The 16,979-nt window shown below is 64.2% G+C and carries 20 protein-coding genes; 6 read left to right on the top strand and 14 right to left on the bottom strand.

Features of this window, described 5'->3' with window-relative positions; all coding sequences use genetic code 11:
• Positions 1-189 precede the first annotated feature (189 nt).
• Positions 190-945, bottom strand: coding sequence for an SDR family oxidoreductase (locus I6F21_RS27935; protein ID WP_036008930.1), 756 nt, complete (start codon positions 943-945; stop codon positions 190-192).
• Positions 946-1,139: 194 nt separating this feature from the next.
• Between I6F21_RS27935 and I6F21_RS27930 the strand changes: the two genes are divergently transcribed.
• Positions 1,140-2,033, top strand: a complete 894-nt coding sequence (locus tag I6F21_RS27930; RefSeq protein ID WP_225183824.1) for an AraC family transcriptional regulator — start codon at positions 1,140-1,142, stop codon at positions 2,031-2,033.
• 11 nt (positions 2,034-2,044) lie between these two features.
• Entirely contained in the window at positions 2,045-2,818 is a 774-nt protein-coding gene (locus I6F21_RS27925) for an N-acyl homoserine lactonase family protein (RefSeq protein WP_081492926.1), read from the top strand.
• A 9-nt stretch (positions 2,819-2,827) separates the two neighbouring features.
• Here I6F21_RS27925 and I6F21_RS27920 read toward each other — a convergent pair whose 3' ends face one another.
• From I6F21_RS27920 to I6F21_RS27905, 4 genes are all read right to left on the bottom strand, one after another.
• Complete coding sequence (locus tag I6F21_RS27920; protein WP_036008979.1) at positions 2,828-3,247, bottom strand: hypothetical protein; 420 nt, start codon at positions 3,245-3,247, stop codon at positions 2,828-2,830.
• Positions 3,248-3,484: 237 nt separating this feature from the next.
• Positions 3,485-4,270 carry a hypothetical protein gene (locus I6F21_RS27915; protein ID WP_036024535.1) on the bottom strand — a complete coding sequence of 262 codons (786 nt, stop codon included), beginning with the start codon at positions 4,268-4,270 and terminating at the stop codon, positions 3,485-3,487.
• A gap of 79 nt (positions 4,271-4,349) precedes the next feature.
• Positions 4,350-4,955 (bottom strand): 3-isopropylmalate dehydratase small subunit, encoded by a 606-nt coding sequence (gene leuD, locus I6F21_RS27910; protein ID WP_225183823.1) that lies wholly within the window; start codon positions 4,953-4,955, stop codon positions 4,350-4,352.
• Positions 4,956-5,125: 170 nt separating this feature from the next.
• Positions 5,126-5,524, bottom strand: a complete 399-nt coding sequence (locus I6F21_RS27905; protein WP_225171998.1) for a metallopeptidase family protein — start codon at positions 5,522-5,524, stop codon at positions 5,126-5,128.
• A 157-nt stretch (positions 5,525-5,681) separates the two neighbouring features.
• Between I6F21_RS27905 and I6F21_RS27900 the strand changes: the two genes are divergently transcribed.
• Positions 5,682-5,957: a hypothetical protein gene (locus I6F21_RS27900; RefSeq protein WP_036024546.1), complete on the top strand. Its 276-nt coding sequence runs from the start codon at positions 5,682-5,684 to the stop codon at positions 5,955-5,957.
• 474 nt (positions 5,958-6,431) lie between these two features.
• Positions 6,432-6,971, top strand: coding sequence for a hypothetical protein (locus I6F21_RS27890; RefSeq protein ID WP_036024552.1), 540 nt, complete (start codon positions 6,432-6,434; stop codon positions 6,969-6,971).
• A 224-nt stretch (positions 6,972-7,195) separates the two neighbouring features.
• Here I6F21_RS27890 and leuC read toward each other — a convergent pair whose 3' ends face one another.
• The 7 genes from leuC to ffh all read right to left on the bottom strand — a co-directional run bounded on the left by leuC (position 7,196) and on the right by ffh (position 13,598).
• On the bottom strand, positions 7,196-8,602 hold the full coding sequence (leuC, locus tag I6F21_RS27885) for a 3-isopropylmalate dehydratase large subunit (protein ID WP_036024581.1): 1,407 nt from the start codon (positions 8,600-8,602) through the stop codon (positions 7,196-7,198).
• A gap of 408 nt (positions 8,603-9,010) precedes the next feature.
• Complete coding sequence (gene rplS, locus I6F21_RS27880; RefSeq protein WP_036008895.1) at positions 9,011-9,391, bottom strand: 50S ribosomal protein L19; 381 nt, start codon at positions 9,389-9,391, stop codon at positions 9,011-9,013.
• 110 nt (positions 9,392-9,501) lie between these two features.
• Complete coding sequence (gene trmD / locus I6F21_RS27875) at positions 9,502-10,257, bottom strand: tRNA (guanosine(37)-N1)-methyltransferase TrmD (protein ID WP_225142373.1); 756 nt, start codon at positions 10,255-10,257, stop codon at positions 9,502-9,504.
• Positions 10,258-10,344: 87 nt separating this feature from the next.
• A complete protein-coding gene (locus I6F21_RS27870) occupies positions 10,345-10,662 on the bottom strand; it encodes a hypothetical protein (protein ID WP_225142489.1) in 318 nt (105 codons plus the stop codon).
• 418 nt (positions 10,663-11,080) lie between these two features.
• On the bottom strand, positions 11,081-11,605 hold the full coding sequence (gene rimM / locus I6F21_RS27860) for a ribosome maturation factor RimM (protein WP_225142371.1): 525 nt from the start codon (positions 11,603-11,605) through the stop codon (positions 11,081-11,083).
• Positions 11,606-11,614: 9 nt separating this feature from the next.
• Positions 11,615-11,947, bottom strand: coding sequence for a 30S ribosomal protein S16 (gene rpsP / locus I6F21_RS27855; RefSeq protein WP_025032875.1), 333 nt, complete (start codon positions 11,945-11,947; stop codon positions 11,615-11,617).
• Positions 11,948-12,047: 100 nt separating this feature from the next.
• Positions 12,048-13,598: a signal recognition particle protein gene (ffh, locus tag I6F21_RS27850; RefSeq protein WP_109141835.1), complete on the bottom strand. Its 1,551-nt coding sequence runs from the start codon at positions 13,596-13,598 to the stop codon at positions 12,048-12,050.
• A 454-nt stretch (positions 13,599-14,052) separates the two neighbouring features.
• Between ffh and I6F21_RS27845 the strand changes: the two genes are divergently transcribed.
• Together I6F21_RS27845 and I6F21_RS27840 are read left to right on the top strand one after the other, a co-directional pair.
• Positions 14,053-15,117 carry an MBL fold metallo-hydrolase gene (locus I6F21_RS27845; protein WP_036008880.1) on the top strand — a complete coding sequence of 355 codons (1,065 nt, stop codon included), beginning with the start codon at positions 14,053-14,055 and terminating at the stop codon, positions 15,115-15,117.
• A gap of 176 nt (positions 15,118-15,293) precedes the next feature.
• Positions 15,294-15,704 (top strand): hypothetical protein, encoded by a 411-nt coding sequence (locus I6F21_RS27840; protein WP_225113772.1) that lies wholly within the window; start codon positions 15,294-15,296, stop codon positions 15,702-15,704.
• Between the two features lie 89 nt (positions 15,705-15,793).
• Here the strand turns inward: I6F21_RS27840 and I6F21_RS27835 are convergent, their stop codons facing one another.
• Together I6F21_RS27835 and I6F21_RS27830 are read right to left on the bottom strand one after the other, a co-directional pair.
• A complete protein-coding gene (locus tag I6F21_RS27835) occupies positions 15,794-16,498 on the bottom strand; it encodes an SIMPL domain-containing protein (RefSeq protein ID WP_036008873.1) in 705 nt (234 codons plus the stop codon).
• A gap of 5 nt (positions 16,499-16,503) precedes the next feature.
• On the bottom strand, positions 16,504-16,979 hold a 476-nt coding region (locus tag I6F21_RS27830), incomplete at its 5' end, for a GyrI-like domain-containing protein (protein WP_225183822.1).

The raw sequence follows: 16,979 nt of genomic DNA, 5'->3' as shown, positions 1-16,979 counted from the left end.
GTTGCCATCCGACGATGCGCACAAGCGAAAGCTCTGCTGTACGCTCCCATCAGCGGTCCGGCAGATGGTCGGGTCTTTCTCGGTGACGGTAGCGGTGACGAAATCGCGGATGCGATCGCGGTGATGCGGAAGGGCTGAGGGCTCGCACACTCCGTCGCCTCGCGACGGAGTGCGCCAATGCCGCCGCACTCAGATCGTCTGGCCGCCGGACACCTCGATGCGCTGGGCCGTAACCCAGCGATTCTCCGGACCGAGCAGGCTCGCGACCATCGGCCCGATGTCGTCGGGCACACCGACGCGGCCAAGCGCGGTCATTTGCGCGAACTGCTTGTTCAAATCCGGCACGTCGCGGACGGCGCCGCCGAGGAAGTCGGTCTCGATCGCGCCCGGCGCTACGACGTTGGCGGTGATGCCGCGTTCGCCGAATTCTTTTGCCATGTAGACGGTCAGAACCTCGATGGCGCCCTTGGCGGCGGCATAGGCCGAGAAGCCGGGGAAAGACACGCGCGTCAGCCCGCTCGAGAAGTTGACGATCCGGCCATTGTCGCCAAGCAGCGGCAGCAAGGCCTGCGTCAGAAAGAACGGCCCTTTGACATGGGTGTCGAAGAGTGCGTCGAACTGCTGCTCCGTCGTCTCGGCTATGGCGGCCATTTCGCCCTGGCCGGCATTGTTGACGAGATGATCGAACTTGTCGGCGTGCCAATGCTCCGCCAGCGCCGACGCGACTTTTGCGGCGAACGCCGGAAAGGTCGATACGGAGGTGACGTCGAGCTGGAGCGCGACCGCTTTTCGGCCGAGCGCCTCGATCTCGGTGACGACCTCGCGGGCGGCGGCGGCGCCGCTGCGATAGGTCACGATGACGTCGCCGCCGTGACGCGCGATGGCGATTGCGGTATTGCGGCCAAGGCCCCGGCTGGCGCCGGTGACGAGCGAAATGGTGGGCATTTGAGGCTTCCTCGTGAAGTTTCGGTGGGGCCTTTCTGCCTGTGATCGAGCATCCGGTGTTGCCGGATGCTGTGATCGTCTTGCCCAATCCTCCAGGAATGCGGCCGGCGGCAGCCTTGCCTGAAACTCCCGTCTTCTTGCCCGATCGCCCCTCGGCAATTGCCGGCATGCTTGGCGCGGCCTAGATTGGGCCCGTGACCGAAACGCTGCTCCAGATCGCCAGCAATTACGCCGCAGCTCACGCCGACGGCAAAGGCCTTGCGTGCACGCCTTTCGCCGGCATCTCGATCATTCGTGAGACCGCGCCGAGCGCGCTCCAATTTGCGATCGCCAAGCCGCTGGTCGCTTTGGTGCTGCAAGGTGCCAAGCGTGTTGCGGTCGGCGCCACGTCGTTCGACCTGGGTGCGGGCGATTCGCTGGTGATCTCGAGCGACGTGCCGACGGTCAGCCAGATCACGCGCGCCACAGCCGCGGTGCCCTATTTGTCGCTCGTCGTCGAGCTCGATCCCATCGTCATCGAGGGGCTGGTCGTCGAGATGGGGGCCGCGCCTTATGTTCCGTCGCAGCCGCTTCGGGTCGAGCCAGCGGAGCGGGATGTGAGCGATGCGGCGCTGCGGTTGTTGCGCCTGATCGATCGGCCCTCGTCCGCCTCAATTCTCCAGAGCCAAGTGCTGCGGGAGCTGCATTATTGGCTATTGGCCGGTCGGCACGGTGGTGCCATCAGGGCGCTCGGTATGGCCGACAGCCATGCGCAGCGGATCGGCCGTGCGGTTGCGATCATTCGCGCCGACTATGCCAAACCTTTGCGTGTCGACCGGCTCGCCAAGGCCGCGGGGATGAGCCACTCGGCCTTTCACCTGCACTTTCGCAGCATCACGTCGCTGACCCCGCTTCAGTTCCAGAAGCAGTTGCGTCTGATCGAGGCGCGCCGCACCATGCTGGCCGATGGCGCGAGCATCGCGACCGCCTCTCATCGGGTCGGCTACGAAAGCGTTACGCAGTTCACGCGGGAATATTGCCGATTGTTCGGCATGCCGCCTGGGCGCGACATGCGCGAGGCGAAGCGGCGCGTCGAATCGGCGGCTTGAAGAGCTCTCACATGGCGACCATCGACCGGATCTACATCCTCGACGGAGGCATTGCTGAGGTCGAAGACGGTTCGATCTACTCTCCCGGTATCAATGTCGGCATTCCCATGACGTTGAGCTGCAATGCCTATCTCATCCGTCACCGCGGTGAGTGGCTGATCTGGGATACGGGAATAGCGGATGAGCTGGCGAAGCATCCGGAAGGACGGATCATCGCACACGGCATACGCGGCATCGTGCGCCGCCCTCTCGCGGATCAATTGGATGAAATCGGGGTGCGGCCCCGCGATATCGGCACGATCCTCCTCTCTCACGCGCATTTCGATCATATCGGAAATGTCGACCTGTTCGAAAACGCAAGATGGATCGCTCAACGGGCCGAGTTCGAAGCCATGTTCGGACCTGACCTCGACGAGTTCGGCTACTCACTGCCGCACTACGAGGCGTTGCAGGAGCGGCCTTTCGAGATTGTCGATGGCGACCACGACATATTTGGCGACGGCGCGGTGCGCATGATCTTCACGCCCGGCCATACCCCCGGGCATTGCTCGCTGCTGGTGAAGCTGCCGCGGCGCGGCGCCGTGCTGCTGAGCGGTGACGTCGCGCACAACCGGGAGAACCTCCGGCACATGCGCGTGCCGTCGTTCAATGCCGACCCGCAGGCGACGGTTGCGTCGATGGCCAAGGTGGTCGAGCTGCTACGCGTCGAGAACGCCGAAATCTGGATCAATCACGATACGGCGCAAAGCCAGGGGATGGCTTACGCGCCGAAATGGATCGAGTAGCGCAATGCCTCACCGCGGCACGAGGTCGGCACGCTCGAGCGTCTCCAGGGTCGAGGCGTTGGCGCAATAGCCGTGGTAATTCTCCGCGGCGGTGCCCTCAGTGAGATCGCGGTCGCACTGTCCCTTGTGATTGCAGAGCGAGCAGACCCGCTCGAGGTCGCGGAGCAGCAGCGGCTGCGCGCGGCCGAGCGCCTCACTGCTGATGCCGAGCTGTTCGAGCATCTTCGGCAGCTCGTCGGCGGCGTGCCGGCCATGACGGACCAGTTCCTCCAGATCGTCCGGCGCGATCCTGAGATCATTGGCGATCCGGTCGAAATCGGCGCGGTCGAGCTGCCGCATTTCGTTGATCTCGCGGCGGTGCTTCACCCAGTTCGCGAAGGACTCGATGAGATCCTGGACGATGGGGTAGGGCCTGGTTGCGGTGCTCATGGAAAGCTCCATTCGGACGGTCGGAATTGGAGCGAGATAAGCACAATGATGCAGAAGCGCGTTGCGCTGGATCAAACAGGAAAGAGCGGGGTTGCCAACCTCTCCCGCTTGCGGGAGAGGTCGCGCCGAAGGCGCGGGTGAGGGCTCTTTCCTCTGGGGGATTGTCCCATTGCGGAGATACCCTCTCCCCGACCCTCTCCCGCAAGCGGGAGAGGGAGCGCACCTCCTGCGCAGCAGCTACCTGAACCGCTCCGCCGCCCAGGCATACAGGCTGCCGGGAATCGGCTTCTCGCCGCCGCGTCCCTTCGGCGAGATGTGCAGGCCGATGATGGCGGGGTCGGTGACCAGGCCAAGATAGCTCGAGGGATCGAAGAACAGCTTTGGCTCGGCATGCACGGCATAGAACGATTGCTTCGGCAATGCGTTCTGCAGCTCGCCGGTGCGGCGCGCGAGCGCGGTGAGTGCCGCGGGCCCGTAGATCGCGACGCGAACATCCGAGAGCCGGTTCGAGCCGCCGCGCAAACGGCGCATCATGAAGGTGATGCGATGGCGCAGCGACAGCCAGTTCGGCGTCAGCTCCTCCTGCTCCATCAGCTCCGCGAAGGCGGCAACGATGCCGTGCGCGGGCGGCAGATAGAGCACGGAATTGCCGAGCTGGCGCGGCCGCTCCCAGGCGAAGTACGGCTTGGCCGGATCGATCTCGACCGGCCTCAACAGCAGCACGTCGGCATCCAGCCAGAGGCCGAGGCCCTTCGCCATCAGCTTCATGCGGAAGAAGTCGCTGAACTGCAGAATGGTCCAGTCGCGCCAGCTGCCGTCCGGCTGCGGCGGGCGCAGGCGTTCGGAGAACGCATGCGGCAGGATCGCCTCGGCCTCGGCATTCGCGACGCCGGCCGGCAATCCGGGAATAGTGTCGAAGCTGTAGACCGTGACCTTGTGGCCGGCAGCCAATTGCGAGCGCAGACAGGTCTGGCGCAGCGCGTCCATCGGGCCATGCCAGAAGGTGACGATCTCGGGCAGCATGGGCAAATCTATACGGGACAATCCAGGCAACGAAAAAGCCCCGGCGCTTGCGGCACCGGGGCTCAACAAAAACTTGCGATCAGGCCCAGGCGCGCTCGCGCTTGAGCTTGTCCTCGTAGGAGTCGATCGAGGCCTTCTTCTCCATGGTGAGGCCGATGTCGTCGAGGCCGTTGATCAGGCAGTGCTTGCGGAACGGGTCGATCTCGAACTTGACCTTGCCGCCGTCGGGGCCGCGGATCTCCTGATTCGGCAGGTTGATCGTCAGCGTCGCATTGGCGCCGCGCTCGGCGTCGTCGAACAGCTTGTCGAGGTCCTCTTGGGTGACGCGGATGGGCAGAATGCCGTTCTTGAAGCAATTGTTGTAGAAGATGTCGCCGAACGAGGTCGAGATCACGCAGCGGATGCCGAAGTCGAGCAGCGCCCAGGGCGCGTGCTCGCGGCTCGAGCCGCAGCCGAAATTGTCGCCGGCGACCAGCACCTTCGCGTTGCGATAGGCCGGCTGGTTGAGCACGAAGTCCGGATTCTCGCTGCCGTCGTCCTTGTAGCGCTGCTCGGAGAAGAGCCCCTTGCCAAGGCCGGTGCGCTTGATGGTCTTGAGGTACTGCTTCGGAATGATCATGTCGGTGTCGACATTGATGATCTTCAGCGGCGCCGCGACGCCTTCCAGCGTGGTGAACTTGTCCATGGTTGCGCTTTCCCGCACGTGGTTCAGGGAACCGGCTATTTATCGCGATCGGGCCGGAAATCCTAGGCCGAATTCGGCAGGGCTAGTCTGCCGTAGGGGGTTTGAAGCCGAACTGGCGCGGCATCGGGATTTCACCTCTCCCCGGTGGGGAGAGGTGGACCGAGAGCGTCCTACTCCGCCTTAGCCTCAATCGCGGCCATATCGTCGTCCGACAGACCAAAATGGTGGCCGATCTCGTGGATCAGGACATGGCGGACGATGTGGCCGAGACTTTCGTCGTGCTCGGCCCAATAATCCAGGATCGGGCGGCGGTAGAGCCAGACCATGTTGGGCAGCCGTGCCACGTCGCCAAAGCTCTGCTGGGGCAGGCCGACGCCCTGGAACAGGCCGAGCAGGTCGAACTCGCTCTCGCATTCCATCTCGTCCAGGACCTCCTCGGTCGGGAAGTCCTCGACGCGGACGATCACGCCCTCGCAAAGCTTGCGAAATTCCGCCGGCAGGCGCTCGAACACGTCGTGAGCCATCGCTTCCATTTCGGCCAGCGAAGGGGCTTTCAATTCCGTCCACATGAGCACCTCTTAGCGCGGGTTTCCCGCTGATGCATCTGGCTTTATAAGCGCGGCGAGGTTGACGGGCGCCGCCAAAACGGGGAGCGTGGGGCGATCGATGGGACGGTTCAGGGTGGGCGGAAAAATGCGAGCGAAAACAGCGCTGACTCTACTGTGCATGGGGTTGTTTTCGCAGTCTTGCGTCGGCGCCGAGGCGCAGGCCGCCAGTTCCGAAATCCGGATGGCCCAACTGGTCTCGCCGGACGATGTCCCCCCGCCGCGCAAGCGGCCGCGCCTGCGCATCACGCCCTATTACAGCCCGGACGGCGTCTATCCCCGCTACAATCCCGGCCCCGACGCGGTCCGGGTCTGCAATGCCACCTATGTGCAGGAGTACCGGCCAAGCGGCACGGTGATCGTGCCGCGCGTGAGCTGCTACTGGCGCCGGGGCTGACTTCGCGGCGACCTCGTGAGGGTGTGATGGCGAGATGGATCGCATGGGCCTTTGCCGTCGCGCTGGCCACTGGGCTGCCTCGCGCGTCCGCCGCGCCAAGGGCGACGGTCCCGGAGGCGTCTGCGGGGATTGCGGTTTTTGATGTACGACGACACGCGCGGACCTATGACATGGCGCGGCCTGCCGTACGCCGCGATCCGCGCTACTACGCGCGCCCTGTCTACTATCGTCCCTATCCCTACGGCGTGCCGGCACCGTTTGTGTTCACCTACGGCCCCTTCTGGTAAGGCGCCGCTTTGGCGGCCGGCTTTGCGATCGCGCGAGGCACGGCGTCGCATCGCGGCGCCGCGGGTCGTTCATTCATGGCGCGTTCACATCGCTGTCCGCAACTTGATCCCGGCAGCGACCGCAATTGAACGGCCATGGCGCGGCCGAGACGTCGCAGCTCTGCTGTCCGGATTCAGGGAGGATTCCATGCTGAGGATGTTTGGCCGCCGGGCTGTCCCGATGCGCCTGCTCGGGCTTGCGGCCGCCGCGACGCTGATGCTGTCGGCCGGCAGCACGCGTCGTGCTGAAGCGCTCACCTTGATCAATCCGGCGACGTCGCCGATGACGAAGGCCGCGACCGACGATCTCGTCACGCAGGTTCGCCGTGGCGGGCACGGTGGACATGGCGGCGGGCATTTTCACGGCGGCGGTTTTCGCGGCGGCGGCGGGCATATCGGCCGCGGTTTCCACAGCGGTGGCGTCCGCGCCGCGCCGGCCTTTCACCACAGACATGTCGGCATCCATCGCCATGGCGGCTTTCGCCACGGCGGATATGGCGGGGTCCACCGGCACTGGGGCCATCACCGCCCCCATTTCCGGCATCGTCACTTCTACCGGCCCTATTATGTCGGCGGCTACTATCCTTCCTACTCTTATCCGCGCCGCTGCCGGATCATCTGGACCTATTACGGCCCGCGCCGCGTCTGCCACTGGCCGCGGTGGCACTATCCGTACCGCTATTGGTGACGTGAGTGGATTGCTGGCTCTGCATTCGTCATGGCCGGGCATAGCCGTCCGAAGGACGGCGTCGCTTCCGCTCGCCTATGTCCCGGCCATCCACGTTCTTGGGGCTTGTGCAGAGAGTTCGTGGATGCCCGGGACGAGCCCGGGCATGACGGAGAGACTGGTTAGAGCCAATCCTTCAGCTTCCACGACGAAGCTTTCCACCGCATCAGATTGCAGGGACCAGCTTAGCGCCAGTCCCTGACGTCGACGAAGTGGCCCGCGATCGCCGCCGCTGCCGCCATCGCCGGCGACACCAGATGGGTGCGGCCCTTAAAACCCTGGCGGCCTTCGAAATTGCGGTTCGAGGTCGAGGCGCAGCGCTCTTCCGGCTTCAGCTTGTCCGGGTTCATGGCAAGGCACATCGAGCAGCCCGGCTCGCGCCATTCGAAGCCGGCCTTGATGAAGATCTTGTCCAGACCCTCGGCTTCGGCTTGCTCCTTCACGATGCCGGAGCCCGGCACGACCATGGCATTGACGTTCGCCGACACGGTCTTGCCTTCGGCGATCTTCGCCGCGGCCCGCAGGTCCTCGATGCGGCCGTTGGTGCAGGAGCCGATGAAGACGCGGTCGAGCTTGATGTCGGTGATCTTCGTGCCCGCCGTCAGGCCCATATATTTCAGCGCGCGATGCTTGGAGATGCGCTTGGCCTCGTCCGCGATCTTATCAGGATCGGGCACGATACCGGTGACAGAAATCACGTCTTCAGGCGAGGTGCCCCAAGTCACGATCGGCGGCAGCTTTGCGGCATCGAGGCGCAGCTCGTGGTCGAAATGCGCGCCGTCATCGGAGCGCAACTTCTCCCAGTAGCGCATCGCCGCGTCCCAGGCCGCGCCCTTCGGAGCCTTCGGACGATCACGCAGGAAGTCGAACGCCTTCTGGTCGGGCGCGACCAGGCCAGCGCGCGCGCCGCCTTCGATCGACATGTTGCAGACCGTCATGCGGCCTTCCATCGAGAGCGCGCGGATCGCTTCGCCGGCATATTCCAGCACGTAGCCGGTGCCGCCGGCGGTGCCGATCTCGCCGATGATGGCCAGGATGATGTCCTTGCCCGTCACGCCATCCGGCAATTTGCCGTCGACAGTGACGCGCATGTTCTTGGCCTTCTTCTGGATCAGCGTCTGCGTCGCCAGCACGTGCTCGACCTCGGACGTGCCGATGCCGTGGGCGAGCGCGCCGAACGCGCCATGCGTCGAGGTGTGGCTGTCACCGCAGACGATGGTGGTGCCGGGCAGCGTAAAGCCCTGCTCGGGGCCGATGACGTGGACGATGCCCTGGCGCTTGTCGAACTCGTTGTAATATTCGATGCCGAACTCCTTGGCGTTTTCGGCCAGCGCCTTGATCTGCTCGATGCTTTCGGGGTCGGGATTCGGCTTGGTGCGGTCGGTGGTCGGCACGTTGTGGTCGACGACCGCGAGCGTCTTCTCGGGCGCATGGACCTTGCGCCCCGTGGCGCGCAGGCCTTCGAACGCCTGCGGCGAGGTCACCTCGTGCACCAGATGGCGGTCGATGTAGAGCAGGCAGGTGCCGTCCTCGGCTTCGTGCACCAGATGGTCGTTCCAGATCTTGTCGTACAGGGTGGTCGGCTTGGACATGAGCTCGAGCTCCAAAGAATGTGTGTCAGCGATGAGCGCGGCAGAGCGCGCGGGCAACAAAATCGTCAGCGCAGCCTTCAGGCTGCGCGGCTAAGCTCTGACGTTGCCGAGGTCGCGAAGCGTCCGAAGAACCGGCCAGGCAGCCGCGAGCGATCGTCGATGACGATGCGCTGGATGGGGGCGAAGCTGGTCAGATCTGGAAACATTCTAGAAGTTATATAGCACGCGGAAGCTAAAGCGCGAGAGCTTCAGCTCGTCATTGCGAGCGGAGCGAAGCAATCCAGAAATGCATCCGCGGAGACAGTCTAGATTACTCGTCGCAAGAGCTCCTCGCAATGACAGCAGAGCCAACAAAAAAGCGCGGAGCCGAGCCCCGCGCTTTCGAAAGACCTGCCTGGTGGCGAAAGCTTACTCGCCGACGGCAGCAGCGCGGTCCTGCTTCTCGACGATGCGGGCCGACTTGCCGCGAAGATTGCGGAGATAATAGAGCTTGGCGCGACGCACCTTGCCGCGGCGCACCACCTTGATCGAGTCGATCATCGGGGAGAGCAGCGGGAACACGCGCTCGACGCCCTCGCCATAGGAGATCTTGCGCACGGTGAAGCTCTCGTTGAGGCCACCGCCGGAACGGCCGATGCAGACGCCCTCATAGGCCTGCACGCGGGTGCGGTCGCCTTCGACGACCTTCACGTTGACGATCACGGTGTCGCCGGGGGCGAATTCCGGGATGTCCTTGCCGGCCGACAGCTTGTCGAATTGCTCCTGCTCGAGCTGCTTGATCAGGTTCATGGGTAAATCTCCATCGGCGCGCCCAGCCCTGGAAACGGGGGGCTGCGCAAAATTCGTCTATCCAGCCATTGCGGATTTGGCCGCTCCTATAAGGCAAGCCGGAGCGTTTGTCACCCGTCTGTCTTGTTTTTTGGCGTTTTTTGGCCGATCCCCCGATTCGCGGCTTTTTCCCACAAATCCGGGCGCCGGGCGGCCGTCAGGGCCTCGGATTCGGCCCGCCGCCAGGCCGCCACCTTGGCGTGGTCGCCGGAGGTGAGGACAGCAGGGATCGGAATTCCCTCGAACAGCTGCGGGCGGGTGTATTGGGGGTACTCCAGCAGGCCGTCCGAAAAGCTTTCCTCGGTTCCGGAGGCTTCCTTGCCCATCACCCCCGGCAGCAGCCGGACGCAGGCGTCGATGAGGGCTAAAGCTGCGATTTCGCCCCCGGACAGCACGTAATCGCCGATCGAGACCTCCTCCAGGCCGCGCGCGTCGATCACCCGCTGGTCCACCCCCTCGAACCGCCCGCAGACGATCAGGGGGCCGGGGCCTCGGGCGAGCTCGACCACCCGTGCCTGGGTCAATGGCCGACCCCGCGGGCTCATGAGCAGGCGTGGCCGCGCTTTTGACGGGTCTTGCCCGATCTCGGCAGCATCGATCGCCGCGGCGAGAACATCCGCCCGCAGCACCATGCCCGGCCCACCGCCGGCCGGCGTGTCGTCGACGCTGCGGTGGCGGTCGGTGGCGGAGGCCCGGATGTCCCGCGCCTCGATCTGCCAGAGCCCAGACGCGAGCGCCCGGCCGGCGAGGCTCACGCCGAGCGGCCCCGGAAACATCTCCGGAAACAGCGTCAGCACCGTCGCGCGCCAGGGTGAGGGATTGGTCATGTTCGCTGGTTAGGACATCGTGCGCGCCAGGTCGAGACCCGGCATGGGGCGCACTCAAGTGGCAATCTTTAGGGCCGCGGCGTCCCGTTACGTCTGCTTCGATTCCGTTGCTCTACACAACTCCTCCAGTTCCGGACGAAGAGCGGACGCATTTGCCAAACTCGCCAGCGCGATCCGGGCGAAGGCGTTGGCGTCAGCCAGATTGCCAATCGATTGCCTCATGAGCGCCAATGAGCGCGCCATTCGAACCTTCGTGGAGCCGAAGCCTGAAAAGCTATACTCGCCGGCCTCGAATTGTGCAGGCGTGACCTTTTGCAACGGAGATTCTGGTCCGGACACCTCGGAGAATAGCCTCCAACCGATTGTCGCGTAGACCAATGCTGCCGCCCGAACGGCCGCGTCCATGCTCTCTTCTGACCCTTCGTGTTCCCACCATTGATCGCTCTTGTTTCAGACAGTCTTCGCCGAAATTCGCAGAGCTCTTCTCTGATTTTCATTGGATCAGGTGAGTTGCCAGCGACATCCGGGATCGACCGAGGCTGGATGCCGAGGTTTATCGCGAACTTGCCGCCGTACCGCGATCCTTGAACCTGAACAACGTGGATGAGATCTTCCGAGACACGACGAAATGTGCGGCCGAAGCCGACGAAGCCGTCGTTCTTGAGCGTTGGATTCAGGTGCTTCTTGATTGAAGATTCGAGGCGAGGCATCGGTCCATTCACATGTCTCTCCGAACCTTTGCTCTCAGTTCCGCTCGCCGGCGCACTCAGGAATCTCCTGCGCATTTCGCGCGCGGTCCCTGTGCATGAATTCAGACGAGAACTTATAGCGATGACTTCTCGTCCTCGCCCTCGATCTCCTGCGGCAACGCGATCACGACGCGGCCGCCTTTGAGGTCGACTTCCGGCACCACCGCGTTGGAGAACGGCAGCAGCATCGTCGGGCCCTTGAGCGGCGCGATCTCGATGATGTCGCCGGCGCCGAAATTATGGATCGCGAGCACGCGGCCGAGCGCATCGCCATCAGTTGTGACGGCGGCGAGCCCGATCAGATCGGTGTGGTAATATTCGTCCTCGTCCGTCGCGGGCAGTTTTTCGCGCGCGACGTAGAGCTCGATGCCGTTGAGGCGCTCGGCCTCATCGCGGGTCACGACACCCTTGAATGTCGCGACCAGATGATCTTTGGCCTCGCGCACCTGCGCGATTTCGAACTGGCGCCTGCCGTCCTTGGTCGACAGCGGACCGTAGCGGCGGACGGCAAAGGGATCCTCGGTGAAGGTCCACAGCTTGACCGCACCGCGCACACCATGCGCGGCGCCGATCCGCGCGACGCAGACCAGCGCCGACATGATCCGGCCTTACGCCTTGGCGGCGGCTTCGGCCTGCGCCTTGCGCTCCTTGCGCGGCACGGCCTTCTCAGGGTTGTTGCGCGCTTCGCGCTTCTTGACTCCGGCGGCATCGAGGAAACGCGCGACGCGGTCCGACGGCTGCGCGCCCTTGGCGAGCCAGGCCTTCACCTTGTCCATGTCGAGCTTGAGGCGGGTCTCGTTGTCCTTCGGCAGCAGCGGATTGAAATGGCCGAGACGCTCGATGAAGCGGCCATCGCGCGGAAAACGCGAATCGGCGACGACGACGTGATAGACGGGACGCTTCTTGGTGCCTGCACGGGCGAGGCGGATAACGACGGACATTCAGTTCTCCTTGAAAGTGTGGTTTGCAAAGTACGTTTTGTTCGGTCGATTGGTATTCCGCGTCGCCTGAGATGCTGATGATCCCCGTGCGACGAATTCCTCATTTCTTCTTGCCGGGGAAACCGCCGAGGCCCGGCAGCGTCGGCTTGCCGCTCAGCCCGGTTAGTCCCGGAAGGTTCGGTAGGCCTTGGCGAAGACCGGGCGGCAGATCCTTCGGCAGATTCGGCAGGCCTTGTCCGCCGCCCGCGCCTTGCATCTTCTCCTGCAGCGCCTTCATCTCTTCGGGCGAGGGCATCTTCATGCCGCCGCCGAAGCCCATCGCCTGCGCGATGCCGGCGAGCGGGCCGCGCTTGCCCGATCCCATGGCCTTCATCACGTCGGCCATGTTCCGGTGCATCTTCAGCAGCTTGTTGACGTGCTCGACGCTCTGGCCGCTGCCGGCCGCGATGCGCTTCTTGCGGCTGGCCTTCAAGAGGTCCGGATGACGCCGCTCCTCGCGCGTCATGGAATCGATGATTGCGACCTGACGCTTCAGGATCTTGTCGTCGATGCCGGCGGCCGCGATCTGGTTCTTCATCTTGGAGATGCCGGGCATCATGCCCATCAGCCCGCTGATGCCGCCCATATTGGCCATCTGCAGCAGCTGCTCGCGCATGTCGTTGAGGTCGAACTGACCCTTGCGCATGCGCTCGGCGGTGCGCGCGGCCTTCTCGGCGTCGATATTGGCGGCGGCGCGCTCCACCAGCGACACCACGTCGCCCATGCCGAGGATGCGGCCGGCGATACGATCCGGGTGGAAGTCTTCCAGCGCGTCGGTCTTTTCGCCGGTGCCGATCAGCTTGATCGGCTTGCCGGTGACGGCGCGCATCGACAGCGCGGCGCCGCCGCGGCCGTCGCCGTCCACGCGTGTGAGCACGATGCCGGTGAGGCCGACGCGCTGATCGAACGAGCGCGCGAGGTTCACGGCGTCCTGGCCGGTGAGCGAATCCGCAACCAGCAGCACTTCATGCGGATTGGCCGCGGCTTTGATCGCGGCCGCCTCTGCCATCATCTCTTCGTCGAGCGTGGTGCGGCCGGCGGTGTCGAGCAGCACGATGTCGTAGCCGCCGAGCTTGCCGGCTTCCAGCGCGCGTTTGGCGATCTGCGGCGGCTGCTGGCCGGCAACGATTGGCAAAGTGGGAATGTCGAGGTCGCGGCCGAGCACGGCCAGCTGCTCCATCGCCGCCGGGCGGTAGACGTCGAGCGAGGCCATCAGCACCTTGCGCTTGTCGCGCTGGACCAGGCGGCGGGCGAGCTTTGCGGTGGTGGTGGTCTTACCGGAGCCCTGCAGGCCGACCATCATGATCGGCACCGGCGGCACCGAATTGACGTCGATGGTCTGGCCTTCGGCGCCCAGCGTGTTGACCAGCTCGTCATGGACGATCTTGACCACCATCTGGCCGGGCGTGACCGACTTGACGACGGTGGCGCCGATCGCCTGCTCGCGGACGCGCTCGGTGAAGCTGCGGACCACTTCGAGCGCGACGTCGGCCTCCAGCAGCGCGCGGCGCACCTCGCGCATCGCGGCGTCGACGTCCTTCTCGGTCAGCGCACCGCGCCCCGTCAGACGATCGAGAATGCCACCAAGCCGTTCCGACAGATTGTCGAACAATGCCGTTGTCCTGTTGCTGTCTTCCCGATGGGAAGAGCGCTCCGTAACTCACCGCTGTCATGCCCCGCGAAGGCGGGGCATCCAGTACGCCGCAGCACCTCAGTTCAAGCCGAGCCGCCTCTGGGATACTGGATCGCCCGATCAAGTCGGGCGATGACACCTTCCTGGATAAGCATCTTCCAAACACCTTTGCGCCCGAGGGCGCACAGCGCTGTCGGGCGTTGACCTCCGGCCTCGAGGGTCGGTCGGCGGGTCGAAAAGAAAGCCTTTCCGAGAAAGTGGCGGGGTTAAACGCCGCTCCCGCCCAAAAGTCAAGGAAAGTTAGGGTGTCGGCCCGCCCTTGGTAAGGCAAGGTTCTGAAAACGTGATCCTTTTGTCGCAGGTTCCTTTTCCGCCAGCCCCGCCCATATAGGCGGTGATGTCTTACCCCTCCAACCATCCCTAGAAGCCCGCCGTGCCGATCACCCGCCGCCGCCTTTTCGGACTATTCGCCGGAACCGGTGCGCTGGTCGGCGTCCCCTCCCTCTGGATGTCCAGCATGAAAACCTATGACGGCCCCGCCTCCGATCATTTCGACGGCCTGACCTTCTTCGATCCGGACGGGGCGCCGCCGAAATCGCTGCGCGAGGTGCTGCGCTGGCAGCTCGGCGGCAAGCGGCAGCGGGCGACCTGGCCGGATTGGGCGCCCAGCCCACACGCCGACACCCCGCCGGCGCGCGTTGACGGCGACAAGGTGCGGCTCTCCTTCGTCGGTCATGCCAGCTGGCTGATCCAGGCCGGCGGCCTCAACATCCTGGTCGATCCGGTCTGGTCGGAGCGGGTCTCGCCGGTCGCCTTCGCCGGGCCGAAGCGGCACAACGACCCCGGCATCGCCTTCGAGAAGCTGCCGAAGATCGACGTCGTGCTGGTCTCGCACGGCCATTACGACCATCTCGACATCGCGACGCTGTCGCGGCTCACCAAGAATTTCGCCCCGCGCGTGGTCACCCCGCTCGGCAACGACGTCACCATGCGCAGCTGGGATCCCGGCATCAAGGTGGAGGCGTTCGACTGGCATGATCGCGTCGAACTCGGCGAAGGCGTCGCGGTGCATTTAGTGCCGACAAGGCACTGGACCGCGCGCGGCCTGTTCGACCGCAACAAGGCGCTGTGGGCGAGCTTTGTCCTGGAGACGCCGGCCGGGAAGATCTACGTGGTCTGCGATTCCGGCTACGGCGATGGCCGCCATTTCCGCCGCGTCGCCGAGAAGCACGGCAAGCTGCGCCTGGCGATCCTCCCGATCGGCGCCTACGAGCCGCGCTGGTTCATGCGCGACCAGCACATGAACCCCGAAGATGCGGTGAAGGCGCTGGCCGATTGCGGCGCCGAGCAAGCGCTCGGGCATCACCACGGCACGTTCCAGCTGACGGACGAAGCGATCGACGCGCCGGCGACAGCGCTGGTCGAGGCGCTGGATGCCGCGAAGATTCCGCAGGAAAGATTCGTGGCGATGCTGCCGGGGCAGGTGGTGGAGATTTAGGTCGTGTATCCATAAACCCGGCGGCTTGATGCGACGAAAGCAATGTCCGCTTTGCTCCCATTGCGGCAGGTGCGTGCGGTTCTGCGCCGTTGAACCAGAAAGCCCATGACGCAACAAAGCACCATGGATTTCTTTTGGTCGGAAGACCTTTATTAATCGATGGATGGAGCCGGCCTGTGGGATTTTTGCTGAGAATTGTGCTTGCAACCGCTCTCGTGAACCTTGCTCCGGCCGCCGCCCAGGCGAGGAACGCCGTCGCTTCTCCTGCCTTGCAGAAGGAATTCGATGGCTTCATCGAGAAGTTTCGCGCGGCGCTGAAGGCAAACGATTCCGCCGCCGTCGCCGGTATGACACGGTTGCCGTTCATGAACGACAACGCAATTCGCGACGCCGCGCAATTTGGCGCCAAGACCTATCGGACCTCGTTCACGGCGAAAAATCGCGCGTGTATCCAGCGCGGCAAGGCCGTCTACGATCGCGATGACTATAAGAACGACAGTTACTTCGTCTTCTGCGGCGAGCTCATCTTCGTCTTTACCAAGACGCCGACGGGGTTTCTTTTTACTGATATCAGCGTGAATGATTGATCGGGCAACAATGCCATCCCCTGCCGCCGGACGTATGATCGGGTCGCCGGCCCATTGGTATTGCGGCGATGCGCCTCTTACGAAAGAGGCTACTGCCCCTGCTTGATCGCCCAGCTCACATTCACCGTCACCGTCAGCGTCTCCTCGCCGGGCGCGACGGCGGCCTGTGGGGCCGCGGCCATCCGTTCGGCCATGCGGCCCTTGAACAGCGGCACCGGGCCGCCGCCCTCGGTGACGCTGAGCGGCGCGCCCAGCGTGACGCCGGCAGCCTTCGCATAAATCTCCGCCTTGCGCCGCGCATCGGCAACGGCCTGCTCGCGCGCATCATCGAGCAGCTTTGACGCCTGCGTCACCTCGAACGAGATATTGCCGATGTCGTTGGCGCCGGCGCTGACCAGAGTGTCGATGATGCCGGCCACCTTGGTCACGTCGCGGATCTTGACGGTGACGCGGTTGCTGGCGCGGAAGCCGACCACCGGCGAGGCGCCGGTGGATTTGTTCTGGCCGTATTGCGGCTGCAGCGACAGCCGCGAGGTCTGGTAGTCCTTCTCGGCGATCCCGGCGCCCTTCAGCGCCAGCAGCACCTTGCCCATCGCGGCATTGTTGGCATCGGAGGCCTCTTTCGCCGTCTTGGCGTCGTTGGCGACGCCGGCATCGATTTGCGCGAGATCGGGCGCCGCGGATACGGAGGCTTCGCCGCTCACCGAGATCGCGGAGGGAAAATCCTCGGCGCGCGCGGGCGCGGCGAGCAGTGTGGTGGCGAGGGCGGCGGCGAGTAGGGCAGGCTTTTTCATCAGTCTCACTTCAGTGGCACGAAAACATTGATCACGAGCTTGTCCTCGGACGTCTTTAGGGGATCGGTGAGGTACTCCTCGATGAAGGTGTCCTTGGCTTCCAGCCTCTTGTCGTCGAGGTGATTGGTGATCGCCTCATACGTATTGTCCATGTTGTCGTAGGAGCCGCGATGGACGAATTTCAGCGCCTTGCCTTCAGGCGATTTGCCGATGCTCATGTCCTTGGACAGGTTCTTCGGGTCCTGATCGACCGGGATCTGGGCAAGAAAGGTGAAGCCGGTATCGTCCGTCGAGGTGTAGACGATCATCGAATTGCCCGATGGCTTGATGCCCTGCTTGTCGAGCAGCGTGTTCAACGCCTTGAAGGCGTCGATCAGCGTGTCGAAGGCGGAGTCCCAATTGGCGGTGCCCTTGACCATCACGACCTTCTTCGGCTCGAGCGTGGTCTCGAGGCCAAAGGGATCGGCGGTCTGAACCGGGG

Origin of the sequence: Bradyrhizobium sp. NBAIM03 (assembly GCF_020194055.1) — a bacterium.
Taxonomy (GTDB): Bacteria; Pseudomonadota; Alphaproteobacteria; order Rhizobiales; family Xanthobacteraceae; genus Bradyrhizobium; species Bradyrhizobium yuanmingense.
Note: the sequence above shows the minus strand (reverse complement) of the source record. Positions and strands in the feature narration are given on the sequence as shown.

Excerpts from the sequence above, each read along its gene's own strand:
- I6F21_RS27915 (WP_036024535.1), bottom strand. The coding sequence starts at position 4,270 with ATGCTGCCCGAGATCGTCACCTTCTGGCATGGCCCGATGGACGCGCTG.
- I6F21_RS27900 (WP_036024546.1), top strand. The coding sequence starts at position 5,682 with ATGGGGTTGTTTTCGCAGTCTTGCGTCGGCGCCGAGGCGCAGGCCGCC.
- rimM (WP_225142371.1), bottom strand. The coding sequence starts at position 11,605 with ATGTCGGCGCTGGTCTGCGTCGCGCGGATCGGCGCCGCGCATGGTGTG.
- I6F21_RS27925 (WP_081492926.1), top strand. The coding sequence starts at position 2,045 with ATGGCGACCATCGACCGGATCTACATCCTCGACGGAGGCATTGCTGAG.
- I6F21_RS27835 (WP_036008873.1), bottom strand. The coding sequence starts at position 16,498 with ATGAAAAAGCCTGCCCTACTCGCCGCCGCCCTCGCCACCACACTGCTC.
- I6F21_RS27890 (WP_036024552.1), top strand. The coding sequence starts at position 6,432 with ATGCTGAGGATGTTTGGCCGCCGGGCTGTCCCGATGCGCCTGCTCGGG.
- I6F21_RS27935 (WP_036008930.1), bottom strand. The coding sequence starts at position 945 with ATGCCCACCATTTCGCTCGTCACCGGCGCCAGCCGGGGCCTTGGCCGC.
- rplS (WP_036008895.1), bottom strand. The coding sequence starts at position 9,391 with ATGAACCTGATCAAGCAGCTCGAGCAGGAGCAATTCGACAAGCTGTCG.
- I6F21_RS27920 (WP_036008979.1), bottom strand. The coding sequence starts at position 3,247 with ATGAGCACCGCAACCAGGCCCTACCCCATCGTCCAGGATCTCATCGAG.
- trmD (WP_225142373.1), bottom strand. The coding sequence starts at position 10,257 with ATGACCAATCCCTCACCCTGGCGCGCGACGGTGCTGACGCTGTTTCCG.
- leuC (WP_036024581.1), bottom strand. The coding sequence starts at position 8,602 with ATGTCCAAGCCGACCACCCTGTACGACAAGATCTGGAACGACCATCTG.
- leuD (WP_225183823.1), bottom strand. The coding sequence starts at position 4,955 with ATGGACAAGTTCACCACGCTGGAAGGCGTCGCGGCGCCGCTGAAGATC.
- rpsP (WP_025032875.1), bottom strand. The coding sequence starts at position 11,947 with ATGTCCGTCGTTATCCGCCTCGCCCGTGCAGGCACCAAGAAGCGTCCC.
- I6F21_RS27905 (WP_225171998.1), bottom strand. The coding sequence starts at position 5,524 with ATGTGGACGGAATTGAAAGCCCCTTCGCTGGCCGAAATGGAAGCGATG.
- I6F21_RS27870 (WP_225142489.1), bottom strand. The coding sequence starts at position 10,662 with ATGGACGCGGCCGTTCGGGCGGCAGCATTGGTCTACGCGACAATCGGT.